The following is a 23,437-nucleotide window of genomic DNA, read 5'->3' as shown; positions in this document are numbered from 1 at the left end:
CTTGATCTTGATCTTGATCTTGATCTTGATCTTGATCTTGATCTTGATCTTGATCTTGATCTTGATCTTGATCTTGATCTTGATCTTGATCTTGATCTTGATCTTGATCTTGATCTTCGCGACTTCAGGAGGCCGAACGCAGGCCTTGCGGAGGGAGGTGACGGGCATGGATGCCCGTCAAGCGCTGGGCCCCAGGATGGGGCCTGCAGCGCGGTCCTCCCGGGAGCAAGGCCGGAGTGAGGGAACCCCGGAGCGCAGCGCAGGGGCCGGATGATGGGAGCGCAGCGTTTTTTGGTTACTTTTTGTCGCGTTTGACAAAAAGTGACTCGCCGTAAGGGCGAAAAGGTGAGTCAGCGTCGCCATCGCAAACGGACTGTTCGCTTAGTCAAAACAGACAAATTCTGCTTTTTGCTTTTTGCTTTTTGCTTTTTGGATATGGGCCTTCACACCGAGTAAACATTCATTCGCGCAGGTGGCGCTGAGTCACCTTTCCGCCCTTACGGCGGGTCCCTTTTTGTCGTGGCAAAAAGGAACCAAAAACCGTCCGCTCCCATCATCCGGCCCCTACGCTACGCTTCGGGGTCCCCTCGCTCCGGGCTTGCTCCCGGGAGGACCGCGCTGCAGGCCCCATCCTGGGGCCCAGCGCTTGACGGGCATCCATGCCCGTCACCTCCCTCCGCAAGCCCTGCGCTCGGCCTCCTGAAGTCGCAATCTGCGTCGCCTGAACTACCGCGCGCTTAGAAGCGAAAGCCGAAGCAAGAGCAAGAGCAAGAGCAAGAGCAAGAGCAAGAGCAAGAGCAAGAGCAAGAGCAATCAGGCTCGTGCTCTATCAGGCCACCCGCGCCAACGGGAACAACCGCTTGAAGTTGGCGGTGGTCTGCTCGGCCAGTTGCTCATAACTGGCCCCGCGCAACGAAGCCACATACTCCGCCACCTCCCGCACATACTGCGGCAAGTTCGGCTTGCCTCGATACGGAATCGGCGCCAGGTACGGCGAATCCGTCTCCACCAGCAAGCGATCGACCGGCACCTGCCGCGCCACCTCGCGCAGGGCATCGGCATTGCGGAAGGTAACGATGCCGGACAGCGAAATGTAATACCCCAGGTCCAACGCGGCCTTGGCCATCTCCCAGTCTTCGGTAAAGCAGTGCAGCACGCCAGCCTGCGGCAGGCTGGCCTCGCGCAGCAGCGCCAGGGTATCGGCACGGGCCGCCCGCGTATGCACGATTACCGGCTTGCCAGTCTGCCGCGAGGCCTCCAGGTGCAGACGGAACGAAGCCTGCTGAAGCTCAGCAGCCTCCGGCTCGTAGTGGTAATCCAGCCCGGTTTCGCCAATCGCCACCACATGCGGGTGGGTCAGTTCGCGCAACAGCCATTCCAACGCCGGGGTTTCCCCAGGGGCCAAGTCCAGCGGGTGCACGCCCACCGAGCAGTCGACATCAGCGTACTGCTCGCTAAGCGCCTTTACCGCGCCAGCGTTCTCGGCACTGACGCCAATACACAGGAAATGCCCGACCCCGCGCTCACGCGCCGCCTCCAGGGCAGCATCGAGCGAACCCTGGTGGGCACTAAGGTCAAGACGGTCGAGGTGGCAATGGGAATCTACGAGCATGGGAAGACAGCACACATGAAAAATGGGAAATCAGCGGGCGCCCGGCAGTTGCAGCCAGTGGGCCAGCAGCGATTCAAGCAACAGGGCACGGTTGAGGTTGGCCTTGCCCAGCACCTTCTGGCGCTGTTCGAGGATCCACGCCTGCACCTCCAGCACCTTGGCCTGGCGGCTCTTCTGCGCCAGGTACTGCACAACCTTGCGCATATCGGCCAAGCCTAACCCCTCCTCGTCCTGGGTCAACTGGTAGCGCAGGATCAGGTGCGCCCAATCGCAGAACCAGTCGAACAGCAGCAACAAGGGCACACCGTTCCAGGCATCGGCCAGTTGGCTGGGCGATTGCTGCTGCTTGAGCAGCTTCTTCACCCCGTCGGTAACCAGCGCCCGTTGCTCACGCACGCCCTGCGCCTGAAGGCTGACCGCCATCAGCGGCGAACCGGCGGCCAGGGTCAGCAGCTCATTGCGCTCTGCCTCATCACTGTCGGGCAATGCATCGGCCAGCCAGGCTTGGCTCTGGGCCAAACTGGGCTGTGGGCAGGCGACCTGCTGGCAGCGGCTCTTGATCGTCGGCAACAGGCGGCTTGGCTGGTGCGTGACCAACAACAACACCGTATCGCCGGAAGGCTCCTCAAGGCTTTTGAGCAAAGCGTTGGAGGCGTTGACGTTCATCGCCTCCACCGGCTCGATCAACACGACCTTGCGCCCACCCAACTGCGCCGTCTGCACCACAAAGGCGACCAGCTCACGTACCTGGTCGACCTTGATCGGCTTGTCGGCCTCCTCAGGTTCGAGGACGAAATTGTCCGGGTGGCTACCAGCCTTGAGTAACAGGCACGCTTTACACCCGCCACAGGCCTCCAGGCCCTGAGGTTGCTGGCACATCAAGCGGGCCATCAGGCGCTCGGCCAGGGCTCGCTTGCCGATGCCTTGCGGGCCATGCAGCAAGTAGGCATGGGCATGCTGGCTGCGCCCAGCCAGTTGCTCCCAGAGCGCCTGCTGCCATGGGTAGGCCTCAGCCACGGCAACGCTCCACAATGCCTGGCAGCAGTGCGTCGATGTCACGCTGCACAGCCTCCAAGGATTGCGCGGCATCGAGCAAGCTGTAGCGCTGCGACGCACTCTGGGCGCGCTGCAGGTATGCCTGGCGCACAGCCTCGAAGAAGGCCTGGCCTTCCTGCTCGAAGCGGTCCAGGCGGCCACGGGCGGCGGCGCGGGCCAGGCCCACTTCGACCGGCAAGTCGAAGATCAGGGTCAGGTCCGGGCGTAGCTCACCCTGGACAAACTGCTCCAAGGTAGCGATACGCTCGACCGACAAACCACGGCCGCCGCCCTGATAGGCATAGGTGGCATCCGTGAAGCGGTCACATAGCACCACGGCCCCACGGGCCAGTGCCGGACGAATCACCTGCGCCAGGTGCTGGGCGCGCGCGGCGAACACCAGCAGCAATTCGGTGTCGGCCGCCATGCTTTCATCGCTAGGCGCCAGCAACAGTTCACGCACCTTTTCCGCCAGCGGCGTGCCACCGGGTTCCCGGGTCAGCACCACGTCCAGGCCGTGCTCGCGCAGGCGCGCGGCCAGGTAGTCGCGGTTGGTACTTTTGCCCGCGCCTTCGGGGCCTTCCAAAGTAATAAACAAGCCGCTCACAGGCAGTCCTTAATGTTGTTCGTCAGGCGTTGGCCGCTCGGCCGCTTGCGCACCACCGGCAGGGGCATCCTGCGCGGGCGGTTCGTCGGGCGCTGGCTGCGCGGCCGGCTCGTCCGCCGCTGGCGGCTCGGCGGGCTGCGCGTCGTCGCCATCATCGGCACCCGGCTTGGCCTCTTGCTGCGGCGCGGGGCTGGAACGGTAGTCCGCCCTGCGCTTGAGCTGGAACTCGCGCACCGCCGAATTATGATCATCGAGGTCATCGGAGAACACATGGCTGCCATCGCCGCGAGCGACGAAGTACAAGCTGGTGCCATCGGAGGGGTTCAGTGCCGCGTGAATCGCCTCCCGGCCGACCATGGCGATCGGGGTCGGCGGCAGGCCGGTCATGGTGTAAGTGTTGTAGGGCGTAGGCTCGCGCAGGTCGGCGCGAGTGATCTTGCCGTTGTAACGCTCACCCATGCCATAGATCACTGTCGGGTCGGTCTGCAACATCATGCCCAGGCGCATGCGCCGCACGAACACACCGGCAATCTGCCCGCGCTCCTGCGGAATCCCGGTTTCCTTCTCCACCAGAGAGGCCATGATCAACGCCTGGTAAGGGTCGCGATACGGCAGGTCGGTGGTGCGTTCGGCCCACTCCTTGGCCAGCACTTCGTCCAGGCGCATGTAGGCCTGCTGCAGCAACTCGACATCACTCATGCCCCGCACGAAGCGGTAGGTGTCCGGAAAGAAGCGACCTTCGGGGAACACACCGGTATGGCCGAGCTTGTCCATGACCTCGGAGTCCGACAGGCCCTCCAGGGTATGCTTGATTTTTTCATGCTTGGCCACCGCCGAGCGCACCTGGCGGAAGGTCCAGCCTTCGACCAGAGTCAGGTTGTACTGCACCACGTCGCCCCGGCGCCAGGCATCGAACAGCTGCTCGACGGTCATGCCGGGGGTAAGGCGGTACTCACCGGTGTGCAGGGGGGTACCGGCCATGTTGAAACGCCAGTACAAGCGCAGCCAGACGGCATCGTCGAGCAACCCGTCCGCTTGCATGCGATAGAACATGCGGTTGGGGGTGGTGCCATTGGGCACGTCGAGCAGGCGCTCCTGCGTCACGTGCAAAGGCTGCTCCAGAACCGAGTTGACCTTCCAGGCCGACCAGCCTAACGCCAGGCCGGCGAGGATCAGACCCATTTCCAGCAACAGCAGGAATTTACGTCTCACGAATTCAGGTTTCCAGTAACGTACGGGCAACGGCCTGCAGTGTTCGGGTAAGCGGGCCCGGCGACCAGTTTAGCGCGGCTACGCCACGCACGGGCCAGACACCGTAGACGCTATTGCAAACAAATACTTCATCAGCCTGCTCCAGCGCATCGAAGGGCAGGTCGCAAACCTGTACCGCAATTCCCAGCAGCTGTGCCTGCTCCAGCAACGCGCCCCGCATCACCCCAGCCACACCACAACGGCTGAGGTCGGCGGTTAGCAGCACGCCATCACGCACCAGGAACAGATTGCTGTACACCCCTTCGATCACCCGGCCCTGCCCGTCACGCATCAGGCCTTCGGCATGTTCACTGTCCTGCCACTCGGCACGGGCCAGCACCTGCTCCAGGCGGTTGAGGTGTTTGAGGCCAGCCAGCAACGGTTGTTCCCCAAGCCGAGTCTGGCAAGGGAACAGACGCACGCCGCACTCGGCATGTTCGACAGGATAGCTGGGTAATGCGCTGCCCTGCAGGATTCGCCGCGGCGCGGCATCGGCAACCGGCGCATAGCCACGCTGGCTGTCGCCACGGGTCAGGATGAGTTTGGCGACGCCTTCACCGAGTTGGTTGGCGTAACGCAGCAGTTCGTCGCGCACCAGCGCCAGGTCGGCGTTGATGGCCAGGCGCTGGCAGCCCAGTGCCAGACGTGCGAGGTGGCCGTCCAGCAAGCTGGGCCGGCCGCCGCGCACGGCGATGGTTTCGAACAGGCCATCGCCGTAGGCCAGGCCGCGGTTCTGCAGGTTGACCGCAGCCGCCGGCTGGCCATCGATCCAGCTGTGCATCAACCGGCGAACCGGCGGAACACCAGCGAGCCGTTGGTGCCGCCAAAGCCGAACGAGTTGGACAACACCACGTCGATCGGCATGCTGCGCGCCTGGTGCGGCACGAAGTCGAGGTCGCAACCTTCGTCCGGCTCGTCCAGGTTGATGGTGGGCGGGGCCATCTGGCTGTTGATGGCCAGCACGCTGAAGATCGCCTCCACCGCACCTGCGGCGCCCAGCAAGTGACCGGTCATCGACTTGGTCGAGCTGACCGCCAGCTTGTAGGCATGCTCGCCGAACACACGCTTGATCGCGGCCACTTCGGCCACATCGCCCGCGGGGGTCGAGGTGCCATGGGCGTTGATGTAACTGACTTCTTCCGGCTGGATACCGGCATCGCGCAAGGCGTTGGCCATACAGCGGGCAGCGCCTTCGCCGGTGTCGGGTGGCGAAGTCATGTGGTAGGCGTCGCCGCTCATGCCAAAGCCAACCAGTTCGGCATAGATCGTCGCACCACGGGCCTTGGCGTGCTCGAGCTCTTCGAGCACCAGGGCACCGGCACCGTCAGACAATACAAAGCCATCACGCCCCTTGTCCCACGGGCGGCTGGCCCGGCTTGGCTCGTCGTTGCGGGTGGACAATGCGCGCGAGGCACCGAAACCACCCATGCCCAGGCCACAAGCTGCCATTTCGGCGCCACCGGCGATCATCACGTCAGCTTCACCGTAGGCGATATTGCGCGCGGCCATGCCGATGCAATGGGTGCCGGTGGTGCAGGCGGTGGCGATGGCGTAGTTCGGCCCTTGCAGGCCCAGGTGGATCGACAGGAACCCGGAGATCATGTTGATGATCGAGCCTGGCACGAAGAACGGCGAAATGCGGCGCGGCCCCGAATCGTGCAGGATGCGGCTGGTTTCTTCGATGTTGGTCAGGCCACCGATGCCCGAGCCCATGGCCACGCCAATACGCTCGCGGTTGGCGTCGGTAACTTCCAGGCCGGCATTACGCACCGCCTGGAAACCGGCCGCCAGGCCATACTGGATGAACAGATCGAGTTTGCGGGCCTCTTTGGCCGACAGGTACTGCTCGACCTCGAAGCCTTTCACCGAGCCGCCAAAACGGGTGGAGTAGGCAGACAGGTCCGTGTGTTCGATCGGACCAATGCCACTGCGGCCAGCCAGAATGCCCTGCCAGGTGCTCGGTACATCGGTACCCAGTGGCGACAGCATACCCATACCGGTGACCACGACGCGTCTACGCGACACAGTACTCTCCTTTTCTAATAACAGAGTCTCTTGCCATTGCATTCAGCGCTGGAATGAAATGGCAACAGGCTCTCGGTGCGCGAAGCGGCCTGGAAAATGCGGGGCGCTCGCAAAGAAAAAACCGCACGCCGGCGAAGGCAGTGCGGTTTTCCCCGACAAGAAGCGTCGACTAAAGCGTCTTAGGCCTGGTGGGCTTTGACGTAGTCTACGGCAGCTTGAACGGTAGTGATCTTCTCGGCTTCTTCGTCAGGGATTTCGGTCTCGAATTCCTCTTCCAGAGCCATCACCAGCTCAACGGTGTCAAGCGAATCGGCACCCAGGTCATCGACGAAGGACTTCTCGAGAGTCACTTCTTCTTCCTTGACGCCCAGTTGCTCGGCGACGATTTTCTTGACGCGTTCTTCGATGTTGCTCATACCTAGGTTTACTCCTAATGGATATATGTCAGGCAGCTGGCCGGTGGCTAATTTTATAGAAAGACGTTCGCTTTTCAAGCGAAACGCACCTTCAGGCTAGTCACCCTACCCGCTGCCTGGAATCTGGTTGCAGCTTTATAACGGATTTTAGGCTCGCAGTATGACTCTTTTTTTACGAAATCCGTCACATTGAGTTGCAGTGTTACATGTACATCCCGCCGTTGACCGGCACGGTAGCGCCGGTCACGTAGGCTGCGCCGTCGGATGCCAGGAACGAAACCACCTTGGCAATTTCGTCGGCCTGACCCAGGCGGCCCAGCGGAATCTGGGTTTGCAGGGCTTCACGTTGCGCTTCTGGCAGCTCGCGGGTCATGTCGGTGTCGATGAAGCCCGGGGTCACCGAGTTGACGGTGATGCCACGCGAACCCACTTCACGCGCCAGGGCGCGGCTGAAGCCTTCGAGACCAGCCTTGGCGGCCGCGTAGTTGGCCTGGCCAGCGTTACCCATGGCGCCGACGACCGAGCCGATGCTGATGATACGGCCCCAACGTGCCTTGGTCATGCCGCGCAGCACGCCCTTGGACAGACGGTAGAGGCTGTTCAGGTTGGTGTCGATCACGTCGAACCACTCGTCGTCCTTCATGCGCAGCATGAGGTTGTCACGGGTGATGCCGGCGTTGTTGACCAGGATGGCCGGTGCGCCGAACTGCTCGGCGATGGCGCCCAATACCGCTTCAACGGATTCGGCGCTGGTCACGTTCAGCTCCATGCCAGTACCGGTGATGCCGTGCTCTTTCAGGGTGGCAGCGATGCGCTCGGCGCCGGACGCCGAAGTGGCGGTACCGATCACGGTCGCGCCCTGGCGGCCCAGCTCGAGGGCGATGGCCTGGCCAATGCCACGGCTGGCGCCGGTGACCAGTGCAACTTTACCTTGCAGGCTCATGCAAGCTTCTCCAAATCAGGCCAGTGCCGCACGGGTGGCGGCAACGGCGTCAGGGGTATTGAGGTTGTAGGTGGTCACGCCGTCGGCGCAACGCTTGTTCAGACCAGCCAGCACCTTGCCCGGGCCACACTCGACCAGGTTGACCGCACCATTGGCGGCCAGCGTCTGCACGCACTCGACCCAACGCACTGGTTGGTACAGCTGCGCCAGCAGGTCGTGCTTGAGGGCATCGAGGTCAGCGGCAACGGCGGCGGTGACGTTCTGCACCACCGGAATCTGCGGGGCCTTCCATTCGATGGCGTTGACCGATTCGGCAAAGCGCTCGGCGGCCGGCTTCATCAGGGCACAGTGCGACGGTACGCTGACCGCCAGCGGCAGGGCGCGCTTGGCACCCTTGGCCTTGCACAGCTCCATGGCGCGGTCTACCGCAGCCTTGTTGCCGGCAATGACCACCTGGCCAGGCGAGTTGAAGTTCACGGCGCTGACCACTTGGTCTTCGGCCGCTTCGGCGCAAATTTCAACGACCACGGCGTCGTCCAGGCCGAGGATGGCGGCCATGGCACCATGGCCGGCCGGCACGGCTTCCTGCATCAGCTGGCCACGGCGCTCGACCAGGCGAACGGCGTCTGCCAGGGTGATGCTGCCAGCAGCTACGAGGGCGCTGTATTCGCCCAGGCTATGACCAGAAACGAAGGCTGGTTGTGCGCCGCCCTCTTCCAGCCACAGGCGCCACAGCGCGATGGACGCGGTGAGGATGGCCGGCTGGGTCTTGTCGGTCTGGTTGAGTTGCTCCTCCGGGCCTTCCTGGACCAGCTTCCACAGGTCGTAACCGAGCGCCTTGGAAGCCTCCTTGAAGGTTTCGACGATCACTGGCTTCTCGGCGCCGAGTTCGGCGAGCATGCCCAGCGACTGGGAACCTTGACCGGGAAAGACGAATGCGAGAGATGCAGACATAGAACAAGCCCTTATGATCTTGTCGTCGGATAGGGTGCGCCAGGCCCTGGGCCAGGCGCGGAATCTGAAAACTTGGATGGCTACGCGGACCAAGCGGTCACATTTAAGCACTTCATCGGCAATATGCCTAAGGTCTTTGCCTTCCTAATACGGCCCCTTCGCGGGCTTGCCCGCTCCCACAGAGCCCTGACAATCTTCAGTACTGTGGTAGTCCTGTGGGAGCGGGCAAGCCAGCGAAGGGGCCGGCACAGACTAAAGCAGCAGGTCCTCCAGCCGCCCGTGCAGGCGCTGCGGCAGGTTTTCCTGAATCTCGATCAACGCCCGCTGGATGGCACTCTGGAAGCCCTGCACACCCGCCGAACCATGACTTTTGATGACGATGCCCTGCAACCCCAGAAAGCTCGCACCGTTGTGCCGCGCCGGCGCCAGGTCGGCCTGCAGGCGCTTGAGCAGCGGCATGGCCATCGCCCCGGCCGCACGCGACAACACGCCACCCTTGAACAACTGCTCGATGCGCGCAGCGATCATCGTCGCCAGCCCTTCGCTGGACTTGAGCAGGATATTGCCGACGAACCCGTCGCACACCACCACATCAGCCTCACCCCGGTACAAGCCGTCGCCTTCAACGAAGCCTACATAGTTGAGCCCTCGGGCATTCTGCAACAAGCTGGCAGCCAGCTTGACTTGCTGGTTGCCCTTGATGTCCTCGGTGCCGATGTTCAGCAATGCCACACGCGGCCGGTGCACACCCAAGGCCTGGGCAGCCACAGAGCCCATGACGGCGAACTGGTAGAGGTTTTCGGCACTGCAGTCGACGTTGGCGCCCAGGTCGAGCAACTGGCAGTAACCCGCCTGGGTCGGGATCGCCGCCACCATGGCCGGCCGATCGATACCCGGCAGGGTCTTGAGCACAAAGCGCGATAGCGCCATCAGCGCCCCGGTATTGCCGGCACTGACACAAGCCTGGGCCTTGCCGTCGCGCACCAGTTCGAGGGCGATGCGCATCGACGAATCCGGCTTGCCGCGCAATGCCTGGGATGGCCGCTCGTCCATGCCGATCACCTCACTAGCGGCGACAATTTGAAGGCGCGCGCGATCCGCAGCCGCAAGGCCACTGACAAGATCTTCTAGGAGGGAGGGTTGACCGACGAGGGTCAGGTGCAGCGAGGGGGTAGCCGAAAGGCAGGCAATGCTAGCCTGGACAATGCTGCGGGGACCGAAGTCCCCGCCCATTGCGTCGATCGCGATGATCTGAGCGGACAAGGATTACTCGTCAGCGCCCTTGTCTACCACTTTGCGACCACGGTATACGCCTTCTGGCGAAACGTGGTGGCGCAGGTGAACTTCACCGGTGGTTTTCTCTACCGACAGCGCGTTTTCCGACAGGGCGTCGTGCGAACGGCGCATGTCACGGGCAGAGCGGGATTTTTTGTTCTGCTGAACAGCCATAATTGATTAACTCCTAAACGTTTGGGTCACGCTTTAACTGCGCCAAAACACTGAACGGGTTGGACCGCGATACCTCGTCCTTGCTCGAATCGGGCTCGTCTGCGCCCGCCGGCTGCTGGCATTCTTCCGGATGATGAGCAGGCACGATTGGCAAGGCAAGCAGAAGCTCCTCCTCGACCAGCGCCTGCAGATCCAAAGGATCTTCGCCCAGTTCCAGCACGTCATAGCCTTTCGGCAACGACTGGGTATTCGCACCCTCCTTCACCACGGCGTAAGTACATTCGCTGTGGATCGGCAGGGTGACCAGCTCAAGACAACGCTGGCAAACCATCTTGACCTCGACGTCCAGCTCGCTGTGGATAACCACCACGTGCTGTTCATCTCGTTCAAAATCGAACTTCGCCTGCACCGTACCGACATTGTCGGAAAGCGGGTCGCAGAGTCTTTCCAAATCAGCGAGTTGCAGCGAACCGTTAAGGGTTACGCCACGATCGGCTAATTTGCGCGGGTCAACGTGAGGTGGAATCGGGTCATTCAACATAGGCGCAGCATAATAGGGATGCCCCCCGCCCCTGTCAAAGGAAATTAGGCGGCATCGTGCGTGATAGAATTGGTTCAACCGAACCCGGAGTCTACCATGCTTCCTTTGTTACTGGCTTCCAGCTCTGCCTATCGCCGTGAACTGCTTGCACGCCTGCGCCTGCCCTTTACCTGGGCAAGCCCCGACATAGACGAGCAGCGCCGGGATGACGAGCCAGCCGTTGAGCTGGTGCGCCGACTGGCCAGGCAAAAGGCCGAGACACTGGCAGGTAGCCATCCTGGGCACTTGATCATTGGCTCAGACCAGGTTGCAGTATTAGGTGAACAGGTGCTGGGCAAACCGCATACGTTCGAGCGAGCCTGTGAGCAGCTACTGGAGTGCAGCGGGCAACAAGTGAGCTTCCTGACCGGGCTGGCGTTACTGAACAGCACCACCGGGCACTGCCAGGTGGATTGCGTGCCGTTTACCGTCACAATGCGCGAACTGACCCGCGAACGAGTGGAGCGCTATGTTGCAGCGGAACAGCCACTGGATTGCGCAGGGAGCTTCAAGGCCGAAGGATTAGGGGTAAGCCTGTTTCAGAGCACGCACGGGTGCGATGCGACCAGCCTAATCGGGCTGCCATTGATTCGACTGGTAGATATGCTGACCAGGGAAGGTGTGGTGGTGCCGTAATCCGCCTTGCGATTTTTACCGCCTGGGAGATCGAGCGCCGCCCGCGCGGCGCATCGCGAGCGAAGCTCGCTCCTACATTTGTTTCGGGCCAGTATCGCCTGTGGCTGGCGCGCGCGACCGCCTTGTTCGTACGACGCGATATCGAGCCATGCGCCAAAGGGTCGCGCGCCCTTGCCACAGGAATAATTGGCCCGAAACAAATGTAGGAGCGAGCTTCGCTCGCGATGCGCCGCGCGGGCGGCGCTCGATCTCACTGGCGAAGCAGCACCCAAGACAGACACCCAGCAACTCAGCGCAACTGCGGCCCCTGGAACCCCATCCACATCGCCAGGTGCTCAGCCACGCTGGCCCCCACGCGCTTGGAGAAGCGGTCGAACGGCGATTCCTGAACGGTGAAATCCACCAATTCTTTCTCACCGACGACCTCACGCGCCACGTAGCTGGCACTGCCCAGCCCATCCACCAACCCCAGCGCCTTGGCCTGCTCACCCGACCAGACCAAACCACTGAACAGCTCCGGATGCTCCTTGTCCTTCAGGCGCTCGCCGCGCCCCTGCTTGACCATGGCAATGAACTGGTTGTGCGTGGTGTCCAGCACACCCTGCCAGAAGCGGGTCTCTTCGGGCTTTTCCGGCGAGAATGGGTCAAGGAATGCCTTGTGCTCGCCTGAGGTGTAGGCGCGTCGCTCAACGCCCAGCTTTTCCATGGTGCCGACAAAGCCATAGCCCGCCGCCGTCACGCCAATCGACCCCACAAGGCTCGCCTTGTCGGCATAGATTTCGTCCGCCGCACTGGCAATGTAATAGGCACCGGAAGCGCCCAGATCCGAGATCACCGCATACAGCTTGATGGCCGGGTACTCCGCACGCAGCCGACGAATTTCGTCATAAACGTACCCAGCCTGCACCGGGCTGCCGCCCGGGCTGTTGATGCGCATCACTACAGCCTTGGTCTTGCTGTCCTTGAACGCTTCGCGCAGGCTCTTGACGATGTTGTCGGCACTGGCAGCCTCCTGGTCGGCAATCACCCCGCGCACCTCGACCAGCGCGGTATGGCTGGCACTGCGCGAGGCGGCCTTGTCCATGTCCATCAACGGCGAGAACAGCGCCAGGATGCCGAACAGGTAGACGAAGGTCAGCAGCTTGAAGAAGATTCCCCAGCGCCGCGCCCGGCGCTGCTCCTGCACGCCGGCCAGCAAGGTCTTTTCCAGCAGCTTCCAGCTTTTGCGCTCTTCACGCTCCTCGGGCTCGGCCTCGGGGGCCTTCCATTCGTCTGCCATGCTTACCTACCTTGGAAGTGGAATTGCGGAACCACCCAGCCACTCGCGCAACTGGGAAAAGTGATCGATGCACACCTGCGGGCCAAACTCGGCCAGCGCCTGCAGCGGCATGGCACCATAGCCCACCGCCACCGAATGCATGCCGGCATTGCTGGCCATTTGCAGGTCGAATGCCGAATCTCCGACCATCAGCGCACGCCCCGGTTCGACACCGCAATGCCCAAGGATTTCCTCGAGCATCAACGGGTGCGGCTTGCCACGGGTCTCATCTGCAGCGCGAGTGATATCGAAGAACTGTTCCCAGCCATTGGCCTTGAGCACCCGATCCAGCCCACGACGAGCCTTGCCGGTGGCTACCGCCAGGCGGTAACCCTCGGCGCGGAAGGCATCCAGCGACTCGACCACACCCTCGAACAGCGGCGACGGCTGCTGATCCAGCGCCATGTAGATATCGGCGTAATGCTGGCGAAAGCGCTCGACCTGCGCAGGTGCCAGGTGCGGGTACAGGGTGTGGATCGCCTCGCCCAAAGCCAGCCCTATGATGCCCTTGACTGCGTCATCGCTGCTTTGCGCTTCACCGGCGCGCTCGGCAGCAGCGTTCATGGCCTCGACAATGCGCCCGATGGAGTCAGCCAGGGTCCCGTCCCAGTCGAAGATCAGCAGCTCATAGTCACGGCGCACTCAAACGCTCCACGGTCTTGGCCCACACCTCGTCTACCGGCGCCTCAAGCTTCAGCTCACCACCGTCCGGCAGCGGCACGGTCAGCGCGTAGGCATGCAGGAACAGGCGCTTGCCACCCAGCTCGCGGATTTCGCGGCTGAAGTCTTCGTCGCCGTACTTGCTGTCGCCGGCAATCATGTGCCCGGCATGCAGGGTATGTACACGAATCTGATGGGTACGGCCGGTGATCGGGCGTGCCTCGACAATGGTCGCGAAGTCGCCGAAGCGGCGCAGCACGCGGAACAGGGTCAGCGCCTCCTTGCCCTCATCGTTCACCTCGACCATGCGCTCGCCGGAGCGCAGGTTGCTCTTGAGCAACGGCGCGTTGACCTGTTTTTTCGAAGTGGGCCAATGACCACGCACCAGCGCCATATAGCGCTTGTCCACACCGTCGCCGCGCAGGGCGGCATGCAGGTGGCGCAGCATGCTGCGCTTCTTGGCGATCATCAGCAAACCGGAGGTGTCGCGGTCCAGGCGGTGCACCAGCTCCAGTTCCTTGGCATCCGGGCGCAGTTGGCGCAGCGCCTCGATCACACCAAAGCTCAGGCCGCTGCCGCCGTGCACGGCAATGCCGGCTGGCTTGTTCATCACGATCAGCGCCTTGTCTTCGTAAACGATCGCGGCCTCCAGGCGCTGCAGCAGGCCCTGGGCCACCGGCGCCGGCTCGTCACGTTCCGGTAGGCGGACCGGCGGCACCCGCACGATGTCGCCGGCCTGGATCTTGTACTCCGGCTTGACGCGGCCCTTGTTGACCCTCACCTCACCCTTGCGCAGGATGCGGTAGACCAGCGTCTTGGGCACGCCCTTGAGGGCCGTGATAAGGAAATTGTCGATGCGTTGGCCGGCAAGCTCCGGCGCGACTTCGATCAGCTGAACGCCGGAAGTCGGAGGGGTATTGGTCGTCATGGCGGGATCATAACAATTTTTTATGGAATTGAAGCACTTAATCATTGCTGCTATAGTCGCGAACGCCGCCAAAAGCGGCAGGCCAGCGGCACCAGGCTCTTTGCCGGTCCCTGACCTTCGCAATTCTCCAGGACGCGAGGCCGTCCTACGGGGTTTTCGCCAGTTTACCGAATTGCCTGGAATCGCCACCAGCGCTGTGTAGAGAAGACCGAAAAAAAACGACAAGTGCGGTGTTTCACCTGCTTACCCGATTCTTTTCGCTGCACCTCTGCCCGCCAGTCGCTTCCACGCAACGCCCGGCGAATGCTTCGGAAATACCTGCCTTGGACATGAATGGCGCCAGCGCAGAACCAGCGCTGGCGAAAAATGCAACCCGTTGCGGATTCAGCGCGCGGCAGCACCCGAATTATCAGGGATACGTGCAGGGTGGAGATGCACAGCCCTCGGACCGTGTAGCACCGCGTCCGGCCACCAGCCCACTCACGGCTGGTGAGCGGATAAGGTCCTGAACAGATGCCTTAGGGCGTCCACGGCTGACGGTTGATTCCTCCTCCTGACTGAGTGCACAAGGCCCGCTTGGTTGATTCGGATACCTATTCGAAGCCACCGGGGCCTTGTTGGCACCGCAGCAAACAGGACGCGTCGTCGCGACAACGGCAGGCTGGGCAACCGGCTGGTGCCGAACGTCGCTCGACACGGGGGTGGCCCGGCCACCCTTTGCGCACCTTGGCACCGACCATGAGACGTCGTGTGTGCCGAACGCCGTTTCCGGCAGCCCGGAAACCGACGGTACAACATGAAAAGAATGCTGATTAACGCGACTCAACCCGAAGAGTTGCGTGTAGCCCTGGTGGACGGCCAACGTCTCTACGACCTGGACATCGAGTCCGGCGCGCGCGAGCAGAAAAAGGCCAACATCTACAAAGGCAAGATCACCCGCATCGAACCCAGCCTCGAAGCCGCCTTCGTCGACTTCGGCTCCGAACGTCACGGCTTCCTGCCGCTGAAAGAAATCTCCCGCGAATACTTCAAGAAAACCCCGGAAGGCCGGGTCAACATCAAGGAAGTACTCAGCGAAGGCCAGGAAGTCATCGTCCAGGTCGAGAAGGAAGAGCGCGGCAACAAAGGTGCCGCCCTCACCACCTTCATCAGCCTGGCTGGCCGCTACCTGGTTCTGATGCCCAACAACCCACGTGCCGGTGGCATCTCCCGCCGCATCGAAGGCGAAGAGCGCAACGAACTGCGTGAAGCCCTGAACGGCCTGACCGTGCCCGGCGACATGGGCCTGATCGTGCGCACTGCCGGCCTGGGCCGCAGCAGCGAAGAAATGCAGTGGGACCTCGACTACCTGCTGCAGCTGTGGACCGCCATCAAGGAAGCGTCCCTGGACCGCGCCGCGCCATTCCTGATCTACCAGGAAAGCAACGTCATCATCCGCGCCATCCGCGACTACCTGCGCCAGGACATCGGCGAAGTGCTGATCGACAGCATCGATGCCCAGGAAGAAGCGCTGACCTTCATCCGCCAGGTGATGCCGCAGTACGCCAGCAAGGTCAAGCTGTACGAAGACAGCGTGCCGCTGTTCAACCGCTTCCAGATCGAAAGCCAGATCGAGACCGCCTTCCAGCGCGTGGTCGACCTGCCGTCCGGCGGCTCGATCGTGATCGACCCGACCGAAGCCCTGGTGTCCATCGACATCAACTCGGCGCGCGCCACCAAGGGCAGCGACATTGAAGAAACCGCTCTGCAGACCAACCTGGAAGCGGCCGAGGAAATCGCCCGCCAGCTGCGTCTGCGTGACATTGGCGGCCTGATCGTCATCGACTTCATCGACATGACACCGGCGAAAAACCAGCGCGCCGTGGAAGAACGCGTCCGCGAATGCCTGGAAGCCGACCGCGCCCGCGTGCAGGTTGGCCGCATTTCGCGCTTCGGCCTGCTGGAAATGTCCCGTCAGCGCCTGCGCCCCTCGCTGGGCGAAAGCAGCGGCATCGTCTGCCCACGCTGCTCCGGCACTGGCATCATCCGTGATGTCGAGTCGCTGTCGCTGGCCATTCTGCGCCTGATCGAAGAAGAAGCCCTGAAGGACCGCACCGCCGAAGTTCGCGCCCAGGTGCCGATCCCGGTGGCCGCCTTCCTGCTCAACGAGAAGCGCAACTCGATCACCAAGATCGAACTGCGCACCCGTGCGCGCATCATCATCCTGCCGAACGACCACCTGGAAACCCCGCACTTCGAAGTCCAGCGCCTGCGCGACGACAACCCGGAAGTGCTGAACAACCAGTCCAGCTACGAGATCGCCGCCGCCGAAACCGAAGAAGCGCCGCAGCCGACCGCCACCCGCACCCTGGTACGCCAGGAGGCCGCCGTGAAGACGGCCCCGGCCCGCGCCAACGCGCCGGTACCGGCCGCCACTGAAGAGCCGCAGCCCGCCGCACCGGCCACTCCGGCCCCGAGCGCTCCAGAGCCAAGCCTGTTCAAGGGCCTGGTGAAGTCGCTGGTCAGCCTGTTCGCCGGCAAGGACGAGCCTGCCGCCGCACCGGTGGTTACCGCCGCCGAAAAACCGGCCGCCGAGCGCAGCCCGCGCAACGAAGAGCGCCGCAACGGCCGCCAGCAAAGCCGCAACCGCAACGGCCGCCGCGACGAAGAGCGCAAGCCGCGTGAAGAGCGTGCCGAGCGCGCTCCACGCGAAGAGCGCCAGCCACGCGAGGAACGCGCACCGCGCGAAGAGCGTGCGCCGCGCGAGGAACGTGCCCCACGCGAAGAGCGTGCACCGCGTGAAGAACGCGCTCCACGCCAGCCACGCGAAGACCGCCGTAGCAACCGCGGCGAAGAGCGCGTGCGCGAACTGCGCGAACCACTGGACGCCACCCCACCTGCCGAACGCGAAGAGCGTCAGCCACGCGAAGAGCGTGTAGCCCGGGAAGAACGCGCACCGCGTGAAGAGCGTGCCCCACGCGAAGAACGTGCACCGCGTGAAGAGCGTGCACCGCGTGAAGAGCGTGCCCCTCGTGAAGAACGCGCACCTCGCGAAGAGCGCGCTCCACGTGAAGAACGTGCTCCACGCGAAGAACGCGCACCTCGTGAAGAACGTGCTCCACGCGAAGAACGCGCCCCGCGCCCACCACGCGAAGAGCGTCAGCCACGCGCGACTGAAGAAGCTGCCGAACAGGCTGCCGAGCTGGCCGAGGAGCAATTGCCGAACGAAGAGCTGCTGCAAGACGAGCAGGAAGGCACCGATGGCGAGCGCCCGCGCCGCCGCTCCCGTGGCCAGCGTCGTCGCAGCAACCGTCGTGAGCGCCAGCGCAACGCCAATGGCGAGCTGATCGACGGCGGCGACGAAGAAGGCAGCGAAGAACAGCCACAACAGCACCAGCCCACCGCACTGGGTGCCGAACTGGCTGCCGGCCTGGCCGTGACTGCCGCTGTTGCCACCAGCAATATCAGCACCGACGCCGAAGCCCAGGCCAACCAGCAGGCCGAACGTGCCACTGCCGAAGTCGCTGCCGTTGCAGAAACCGACAACAGCGAAGCCGCCCAACCAGTTGAGCAGGCTGAAAAGGCCGAGCAGGCCGAAGCTATCGCCAAGGCTGAAGCCGTGGCCGTGGCCCCAGTGGTCGAGCAGCCAGTCAGCGCGCCGGTAGCGGTGGTCGAGGCAACTGCCGAGCCAGTGGTCGAAGTTGCTCCACAGCCCGTTGTCGACGAGGCACCTGTTGCTGAGCCGGCCGTGGTTGCCGAAGCCGCGGCCGCTGAAGCCCCGGTAGAAGCCCCAGCTGTCGAAGCCGGTGAAATCGAACAGGCCCCGGCCGTGATCGAGATCGCTCCGGTTGCCGAGCAGACTGCTCCGGTTATCGAAGCCCAGCCCGAAGTGGTAGCCGCACCTGCAGCGGTCGAGCCCGCACCGGTCGAAGCCCCGGCGGCGGTAGAACCTGCCACCGTCATGCTGGCCAACGGCCGCGCTCCGAACGACCCGCGCGAAGTGCGCCGCCGCAAGCGTGAAGCCGAGGCAGCCGCCAAAGCCGCACAGGAAGCTGCTGCCGCCTCCGAGGAGCCAGCCCTGGAAGCCGCCGATGAGCAAAAACCTCATCACGGTTGATAGCCAAAGCTGAATGAAAAAGCCCCGCCAGTGCAAACTGGCGGGGCTTTTTCTTGGCCGGGTACTTCACAAGTCAAACCATACACACATCCTGTAGGAGCAGCCTTGCGCTGCGAAGAGGCCGGTACAGACCCCACGACACGTTGATCTGTACCGGCCTCTTCGCAGCACAAGGCTGCTCCTACAATCCGCTGTCAGTACAGGTTAGGCTCCATCTCCAGCTCAACCCCGAACCGCTCGAGGATATCCGCCTGGATCTGCCGCGCCAGCGCATGCATCTGCGCCCCGCTCGCCTGGCCATAATTGACCAACACCAGCGACTGCAAGCGATGCACACCCGCATCACCGTCGCGATGGCCCTTCCAGCCCGCCTGCTCGATCAACCAGCCCGCCGCCAGCTTCACCCGCCCGTCAGCCTGGGGATAGGCCACCACGCCCGGATACAGCGCACGAATACGCTCGACCAACTCAGCCGAAACCACCGGGTTCTTGAAGAAACTCCCGGCATTGCCGAGCTCAGCCGGATCTGGCAGTTTTTCGCGGCGAATGCTGCAGATAGCATCACTGATCGCCTGCGCGGTCGGCTCGATCACGCCCTGCTCCACCAGGCGCTGGCGCACCGGACCGTAGTCCAGATGGGCCTGCAAGGTGCGGGTCAGGGCAAAGCGCACACGCAGGATCAACCAGCGCCCGGGGTTGCGCTTGAACAGGCTGTCGCGATAGCCGAATGCACACTCCGCCAGAGCGAAATCACGCAGCTCGCCAGTCTCGCGGTCCAGGGCCGTCAGGCCGGCGAATACGTCCTTGATCTCCACCCCATATGCGCCCACATTCTGCATGGGTGCCGCGCCCACGGTGCCGGGGATCAGGCTGAGGTTCTCCAGCCCGCAATAGCCCTGCGCCAGTGCCCACTGCACGAACGCGGGCCATGGCTCACCGGCCTCGGCCTCGACCACGATATGCTCGCCATCGTCGCTGAGTACGCGCCGCCCACGGCTGGCCATGTGCAGCACCAGCGCATCGATATCACCGGTCAGCAGCAGGTTGCTGCCGCCGCCAATCACCAGCACCGGCAGGCCTTGTTGCCGCGCCTGGCTCAGCGCCTGGCGCACCTGTTGGTCATCCTGCGCCTGGCTGAAGTAGCGCGCCTTCACATCGATGCCGAAGGTGTTGAAAGGCTTGAGCGATACCTGCTCCTGCCACTGCACTGTCATAGCCGCCCCTTGATTTCCAGCACCAGCGCCTGGCAAGCCGCTTCCACCAGGTCGAGCACCTGCTCGAAGCCGTCGGCGCCGCCGTAGTACGGGTCTGGCACTTCATCCAGCGCGGCACCATAGCGGCGCAGGAACAGGTCGAGCTCGCCCATGGCAGTGGACGGGCGTAGCGCGCGCAGATCACGCAGGTTGCTCTCGTCCATGGCCAGAACCAGATCATATTCGGCAAAGTGCGCCGCCTTGACCTGCTGGGCGCGCTGCTGCGACAGGTCGTAACCGCGCGCCAGCGCCGCCTTGCAGGTACGGCTGTCTGGCGCCTTGCCGACATGCCAGTCGCCGGTACCTGCCGAAGCCACCTGCACCTTGTCGGCCAGCCCGGCGGCCTGCAATTGATGGCGCAGCACGCCTTCGGCGGTGGGCGAGCGGCAGATGTTGCCCAGGCACACGAACAGGACGCGCATCAGGCCTCCAGCAAGCGCCTTACGCGCTCCAGGTCTTCAGGGGTATCCACGCCCACGGCAGGCGCCTCGATGGCGTCCTCGACGTGAATGCGCACGCCGTGCCACAGGGCGCGCAGCTGCTCCAGCGCTTCGGTTTGCTCAAGCCAGCACGGGCCCCAGCTGACGAAGTCCTGCAGGAAGCCGACGCGGTAGGCGTACATGCCGATATGGCGGCGATACGGCACGCCCTCCGGCAGCGCGTTGCGGTCCTTGGCAAAAGCATCGCGAGCCCAGGGCAGCGGCGCACGGCTGAAGGTCAGGGCCAGGCCGTTCTTGTCGCTCACCACCTTGACCGCATTGGGATTGAACACGGTCTCCGGCTCATGAATCGGCTCGGCCAGGGTGGCGATGCCAGCCTCCGGGTGGGCTGCCAGGTTGGCGGCCACCTGGTCGATGATCACCGGCGGAATCAGCGGCTCGTCGCCTTGCACGTTGACCACGATAGCGTCAGCCGCCAGGCCGAGATGCGCGGCCACTTCGGCCAGGCGGTCGGTGCCGGACTCATGGTCGGCGCGGGTCATCAGCACTTCGGCGCCAAAGGCCTGGCAGGCTTGGAAAATGCTGGTATCGTCGGTGGCGATGACTACCCGGCTGGCACCGCTTTTGCGCGCCTGCTCCCACACATGCTGCACCATCGGCTTGCCGGCGATCGGCAACAATGGCTTGCCCGGCAAGCGCGTAGAGCGCAGCCGGGCAGGGATCACCACGGTGAAGTTCAGGCTCATTTGTCCAGACGCTCGTCGTCGGTCAGGGTGCGCGCCTCGCTTTCCAGCATGACCGGGATACCGTCGCGAATCGGGTAGGCCAAGCCCGCGCCCTTGCTGATCAGCTCGGTCTTGTCGGCGCTGAGCTTGAGCGGGCCCTTGGTGATCGGGCAGGCCAGGATATCGAGCAGTTTGGTGTCCATTGAAGGCTTCCTTTAGGCCAGATGGCCAGAAATTGAAAACAGGCTCAAGGCTTGCGCAGCAAGCGTTGCAGCTGGTTGTCGAACCAGGCGCTGAACGCCGGCGTAGGCTGCGCGTCGACGGCCAGGTACCACCAGTCGTCAGCGGCGAAGGCCCGGCATTTCACCGCATCCTTCTCGGTCATGACCAGCGGCAACGGCGGGTCGAAGGCCAGGCTCTGGGCGCTGAACTGCGCATGGTCGGCGAAGGGGTGCGGCACCGGCTGCCAGTTTAGCCCCAGCAGGGTATTGAAGAAACGTTGCGGGTTACCGATACCGGCCACCGCGTGCAGGCGCTGGCCTGCGGGGAAATGCTCGAGCGCGCGGCGCTCGCCGCTGCGCAGGTTGACCAGCGCGGACGGCCGTAGGCAAAAGCCAAAGCCATCGGCGCGGTCTGCACTGGCACCATTGAACAGTACCGCATCGGCGTCCTGCAGGCGGTCGGCGGGCTCACGCAAAGGGCCGGCCGGCAGGCAGCGGCCATTGCCCAGACCACGGGCGGCATCGATCAGCACCAGCTCCAGGTCACGGGCCAGGCGGTAGTGCTGCATGCCGTCGTCGCACAGGATCAGGTCAAGGGGTTCGCAGGCCAGCAGTGCCTGGACGGCTCGGGAGCGGTCGGGGTCGATCATCAACGGCACGCTGGTACGCTGCACAATCAGCAGCGGCTCGTCGCCCGCCTGCTCGGCAGGCTGGTCGGCCTGCACACGCCAAGGCAACTGCGGCGGCTTGGCGCCATAGCCACGGCTGACCACGCCCACTTTCAGCCCTTGCTGGCGGCAGTGCTCGATCAGCCAGAGGATCATCGGCGTCTTGCCGGTGCCGCCCACGGTGATGTTGCCCACCACGATCACTGGCACTGGCGCCCGGTAGCTGGCGCTTTCGCCACTGAGAAAACGTGCCCGCTTGCGCGTGACCACGCGACGGTACAACGCCTCCAGCGGGCGCAGCAGCGCCAGCGCCGGGTGCCCGGCGTACCAGGCGGCAAGCAAACGGTCGGCGAAAGCCATCAAGGCGTGCCCTGGGCCGCCTCGACGGTGGTCATGCGCAAATGGCTGAAACCGAGCTTGCCGGCAGCATCCATCGCGGTGACCACAGCCTGGTGCGGAGTCTTGCCGTCGGCGCTGATGGCCAGCGGCAGCTTGTTGTCACCGCCCGACTCACGCTCGATGGCTTCGCTCAGGGTCGCCAGGTCGCTCTTGGGCAACAGGTGGTTGTTCACCGAATACACGCCTTCGGCGCTGATGGTAATTTCCACCAGTTTGCCCTGATCGGCCGGCGCCTGCTCGGCGCTGGCAGCTTCGGGCAGCTCGACGCGCAGTTGGGTTTCGCGGGTGAAGGTGGTGGTAACCACGAAGAACAGCAGCAGGACGAACACCACGTCGATCAGCGACGCCAGGTTGATGTCGACGTTTTCCCGCTGGCGATTGCGCCGGAACTTCACGCCTTGCCTCCGGCCACTTCCACTTCACGGTCGCCCTGGATCACTTCCACCAGCTTGATCGCCTCTTGCTCCATGCCCACCACCAACTCATCGATGCGGCGCAGCAGGAAGCGGTGGAAGAACACCGCCGGAATACCGACCATCAGGCCGGCCGCCGTGGTGACCAGGGCCTTGGAGATACCACCGGCCAGCACCGCGGCATTGGCGGTCATCTGCGAGCCCATGAAGGCGCTGAAGATGTCGATCATGCCCAGCACGGTGCCCAGCAGCCCAAGCAACGGGGCCATGGCAGCGATGGTGCCGAGGGTGCTGATGTAGCGTTCCAGCTCGTGGATGACGCGTGAGGCGGCTTCCTCGATGCACTCTTTCATGATTTCGCGACCATGGCGCGAGTTGGCCAGGCCCGCGGCGAGGATTTCGCCCAACGGCGAATCGGCACGCAGGGCCTTGAGCTTGTCACTGGTCAGTTGCTTGTCCTTGATCCATATCCACACCTGGCCGAGCAGGTGCGGCGGGGTGACGCGACTGGCGCGCAGGGTCCACAGGCGCTCGACGACGATAGCCATGGCAGCGATGGAACTCAGAATGATCGGCAGCATCATCCAACCACCGGACTTGACCAATTCCCACACAGTAAACGCCCCTTCGGAAAAAGGCCGCCACTCTATCATAGGACCGCCGGGGGCTCATCTGCCGGAGGTCAGGGAATTGGCGGGGGAGCTTTCAGGTGTTCGCCGTTAGAGGTGTAGCGCCCATGAGATCGAGCGCCGCCCGCGCGGCGCATCGCGAGCGAAGCTCGCTCCTACATTTGTTTCGGGCCAGTATC

Annotated in this window: 24 protein-coding genes; 2 read left to right on the top strand and 22 right to left on the bottom strand. The window is 63.5% G+C overall.

Going from position 1 to position 23,437, the window contains the following annotated elements:
* Positions 1-829: 829 nt before the first annotated feature.
* The 12 genes from ACNFBR_RS28680 to ACNFBR_RS28625 all read right to left on the bottom strand — a co-directional run bounded on the left by ACNFBR_RS28680 (position 830) and on the right by ACNFBR_RS28625 (position 10,833).
* The gene (locus ACNFBR_RS28680; protein WP_416737818.1) at positions 830-1,612 is read right to left on the bottom strand and encodes a TatD family hydrolase; all 783 of its coding nucleotides are present in this window, start codon (positions 1,610-1,612) and stop codon (positions 830-832) included.
* A 30-nt stretch (positions 1,613-1,642) separates the two neighbouring features.
* Positions 1,643-2,629: a DNA polymerase III subunit delta' gene (locus ACNFBR_RS28675; RefSeq protein ID WP_416737817.1), complete on the bottom strand. Its 987-nt coding sequence runs from the start codon at positions 2,627-2,629 to the stop codon at positions 1,643-1,645.
* On the bottom strand, positions 2,622-3,254 hold the full coding sequence (gene tmk / locus ACNFBR_RS28670) for a dTMP kinase (protein ID WP_416737816.1): 633 nt from the start codon (positions 3,252-3,254) through the stop codon (positions 2,622-2,624). Before tmk ends, ACNFBR_RS28675 begins: the two co-directional genes overlap by 8 nt.
* 9 nt (positions 3,255-3,263) lie before the next feature.
* On the bottom strand, positions 3,264-4,466 hold the full coding sequence (gene mltG / locus ACNFBR_RS28665) for an endolytic transglycosylase MltG (RefSeq protein WP_416737815.1): 1,203 nt from the start codon (positions 4,464-4,466) through the stop codon (positions 3,264-3,266).
* 4 nt (positions 4,467-4,470) lie between these two features.
* The gene (pabC, locus tag ACNFBR_RS28660) at positions 4,471-5,286 is read right to left on the bottom strand and encodes an aminodeoxychorismate lyase (RefSeq protein ID WP_416737814.1); all 816 of its coding nucleotides are present in this window, start codon (positions 5,284-5,286) and stop codon (positions 4,471-4,473) included.
* Complete coding sequence (gene fabF, locus ACNFBR_RS28655) at positions 5,286-6,530, bottom strand: beta-ketoacyl-ACP synthase II (RefSeq protein ID WP_416737813.1); 1,245 nt, start codon at positions 6,528-6,530, stop codon at positions 5,286-5,288. The genes pabC and fabF overlap by 1 nt, the downstream gene beginning before the upstream one ends.
* Positions 6,531-6,709: 179 nt before the next feature.
* Entirely contained in the window at positions 6,710-6,946 is a 237-nt protein-coding gene (gene acpP / locus ACNFBR_RS28650) for an acyl carrier protein (protein ID WP_016715141.1), read from the bottom strand.
* A 202-nt stretch (positions 6,947-7,148) separates the two neighbouring features.
* Positions 7,149-7,889: a 3-oxoacyl-ACP reductase FabG gene (gene fabG / locus ACNFBR_RS28645; protein ID WP_016500893.1), complete on the bottom strand. Its 741-nt coding sequence runs from the start codon at positions 7,887-7,889 to the stop codon at positions 7,149-7,151.
* Between the two features lie 15 nt (positions 7,890-7,904).
* Positions 7,905-8,843, bottom strand: coding sequence for an ACP S-malonyltransferase (fabD, locus tag ACNFBR_RS28640; RefSeq protein WP_416737812.1), 939 nt, complete (start codon positions 8,841-8,843; stop codon positions 7,905-7,907).
* Positions 8,844-9,095: 252 nt separating this feature from the next.
* Positions 9,096-10,106, bottom strand: coding sequence for a phosphate acyltransferase PlsX (gene plsX, locus ACNFBR_RS28635; RefSeq protein WP_416737811.1), 1,011 nt, complete (start codon positions 10,104-10,106; stop codon positions 9,096-9,098).
* A gap of 3 nt (positions 10,107-10,109) precedes the next feature.
* The gene (gene rpmF / locus ACNFBR_RS28630) at positions 10,110-10,292 is read right to left on the bottom strand and encodes a 50S ribosomal protein L32 (RefSeq protein ID WP_003247154.1); all 183 of its coding nucleotides are present in this window, start codon (positions 10,290-10,292) and stop codon (positions 10,110-10,112) included.
* 13 nt (positions 10,293-10,305) lie between these two features.
* Complete coding sequence (locus ACNFBR_RS28625) at positions 10,306-10,833, bottom strand: YceD family protein (protein ID WP_012271159.1); 528 nt, start codon at positions 10,831-10,833, stop codon at positions 10,306-10,308.
* Positions 10,834-10,929: 96 nt separating this feature from the next.
* Here ACNFBR_RS28625 and ACNFBR_RS28620 point away from each other — a divergent pair, with 96 nt between their 5' ends.
* Positions 10,930-11,508: a Maf family protein gene (locus ACNFBR_RS28620; protein WP_416737810.1), complete on the top strand. Its 579-nt coding sequence runs from the start codon at positions 10,930-10,932 to the stop codon at positions 11,506-11,508.
* A 289-nt stretch (positions 11,509-11,797) separates the two neighbouring features.
* On the opposite strand, the gene ACNFBR_RS28615 is transcribed toward ACNFBR_RS28620, so the two are convergent.
* The 3 genes from ACNFBR_RS28615 to rluC are packed head-to-tail and all read right to left on the bottom strand — an operon-like array spanning position 11,798 to position 14,414.
* Entirely contained in the window at positions 11,798-12,787 is a 990-nt protein-coding gene (locus ACNFBR_RS28615; protein WP_416737809.1) for a S49 family peptidase, read from the bottom strand.
* A gap of 6 nt (positions 12,788-12,793) precedes the next feature.
* Complete coding sequence (locus ACNFBR_RS28610; RefSeq protein WP_416737808.1) at positions 12,794-13,468, bottom strand: HAD family hydrolase; 675 nt, start codon at positions 13,466-13,468, stop codon at positions 12,794-12,796.
* A complete protein-coding gene (gene rluC / locus ACNFBR_RS28605; protein WP_416737807.1) occupies positions 13,458-14,414 on the bottom strand; it encodes a 23S rRNA pseudouridine(955/2504/2580) synthase RluC in 957 nt (318 codons plus the stop codon). Before rluC ends, ACNFBR_RS28610 begins: the two co-directional genes overlap by 11 nt.
* 796 nt (positions 14,415-15,210) lie before the next feature.
* Here rluC and rne point away from each other — a divergent pair.
* Positions 15,211-18,510: a ribonuclease E gene (rne, locus tag ACNFBR_RS28600; RefSeq protein WP_416737806.1), complete on the top strand. Its 3,300-nt coding sequence runs from the start codon at positions 15,211-15,213 to the stop codon at positions 18,508-18,510.
* Positions 18,511-18,704: 194 nt separating this feature from the next.
* On the opposite strand, the gene murB is transcribed toward rne, so the two are convergent.
* Genes murB through ACNFBR_RS28565 form a run of 7 tightly spaced genes read right to left on the bottom strand, consistent with a single transcriptional unit; the run spans position 18,705 to position 23,243 of the window.
* On the bottom strand, positions 18,705-19,724 hold the full coding sequence (gene murB / locus ACNFBR_RS28595; RefSeq protein ID WP_416737805.1) for a UDP-N-acetylmuramate dehydrogenase: 1,020 nt from the start codon (positions 19,722-19,724) through the stop codon (positions 18,705-18,707).
* Positions 19,721-20,185 (bottom strand): low molecular weight protein-tyrosine-phosphatase, encoded by a 465-nt coding sequence (locus ACNFBR_RS28590; protein WP_416737804.1) that lies wholly within the window; start codon positions 20,183-20,185, stop codon positions 19,721-19,723. The genes murB and ACNFBR_RS28590 overlap by 4 nt, the downstream gene beginning before the upstream one ends.
* Entirely contained in the window at positions 20,185-20,949 is a 765-nt protein-coding gene (gene kdsB / locus ACNFBR_RS28585; RefSeq protein ID WP_416737803.1) for a 3-deoxy-manno-octulosonate cytidylyltransferase, read from the bottom strand. The genes ACNFBR_RS28590 and kdsB overlap by 1 nt, the downstream gene beginning before the upstream one ends.
* Positions 20,946-21,131, bottom strand: coding sequence for a Trm112 family protein (locus ACNFBR_RS28580; RefSeq protein WP_003247142.1), 186 nt, complete (start codon positions 21,129-21,131; stop codon positions 20,946-20,948). Before ACNFBR_RS28580 ends, kdsB begins: the two co-directional genes overlap by 4 nt.
* 44 nt (positions 21,132-21,175) lie before the next feature.
* Positions 21,176-22,177, bottom strand: a complete 1,002-nt coding sequence (lpxK, locus tag ACNFBR_RS28575) for a tetraacyldisaccharide 4'-kinase (protein WP_416737802.1) — start codon at positions 22,175-22,177, stop codon at positions 21,176-21,178.
* Positions 22,177-22,611 (bottom strand): ExbD/TolR family protein, encoded by a 435-nt coding sequence (locus ACNFBR_RS28570; RefSeq protein ID WP_416737801.1) that lies wholly within the window; start codon positions 22,609-22,611, stop codon positions 22,177-22,179. Before ACNFBR_RS28570 ends, lpxK begins: the two co-directional genes overlap by 1 nt.
* Complete coding sequence (locus ACNFBR_RS28565; RefSeq protein ID WP_023379394.1) at positions 22,608-23,243, bottom strand: MotA/TolQ/ExbB proton channel family protein; 636 nt, start codon at positions 23,241-23,243, stop codon at positions 22,608-22,610. Before ACNFBR_RS28565 ends, ACNFBR_RS28570 begins: the two co-directional genes overlap by 4 nt.
* Positions 23,244-23,437 lie beyond the last annotated feature (194 nt).

It is taken from the genome of Pseudomonas sp. NY11955 (genome assembly GCF_048068035.1).
Lineage (GTDB): Bacteria > Pseudomonadota > Gammaproteobacteria > Pseudomonadales > Pseudomonadaceae > Aquipseudomonas.
This window is presented reverse-complemented; position numbering and strand designations above follow the sequence as displayed.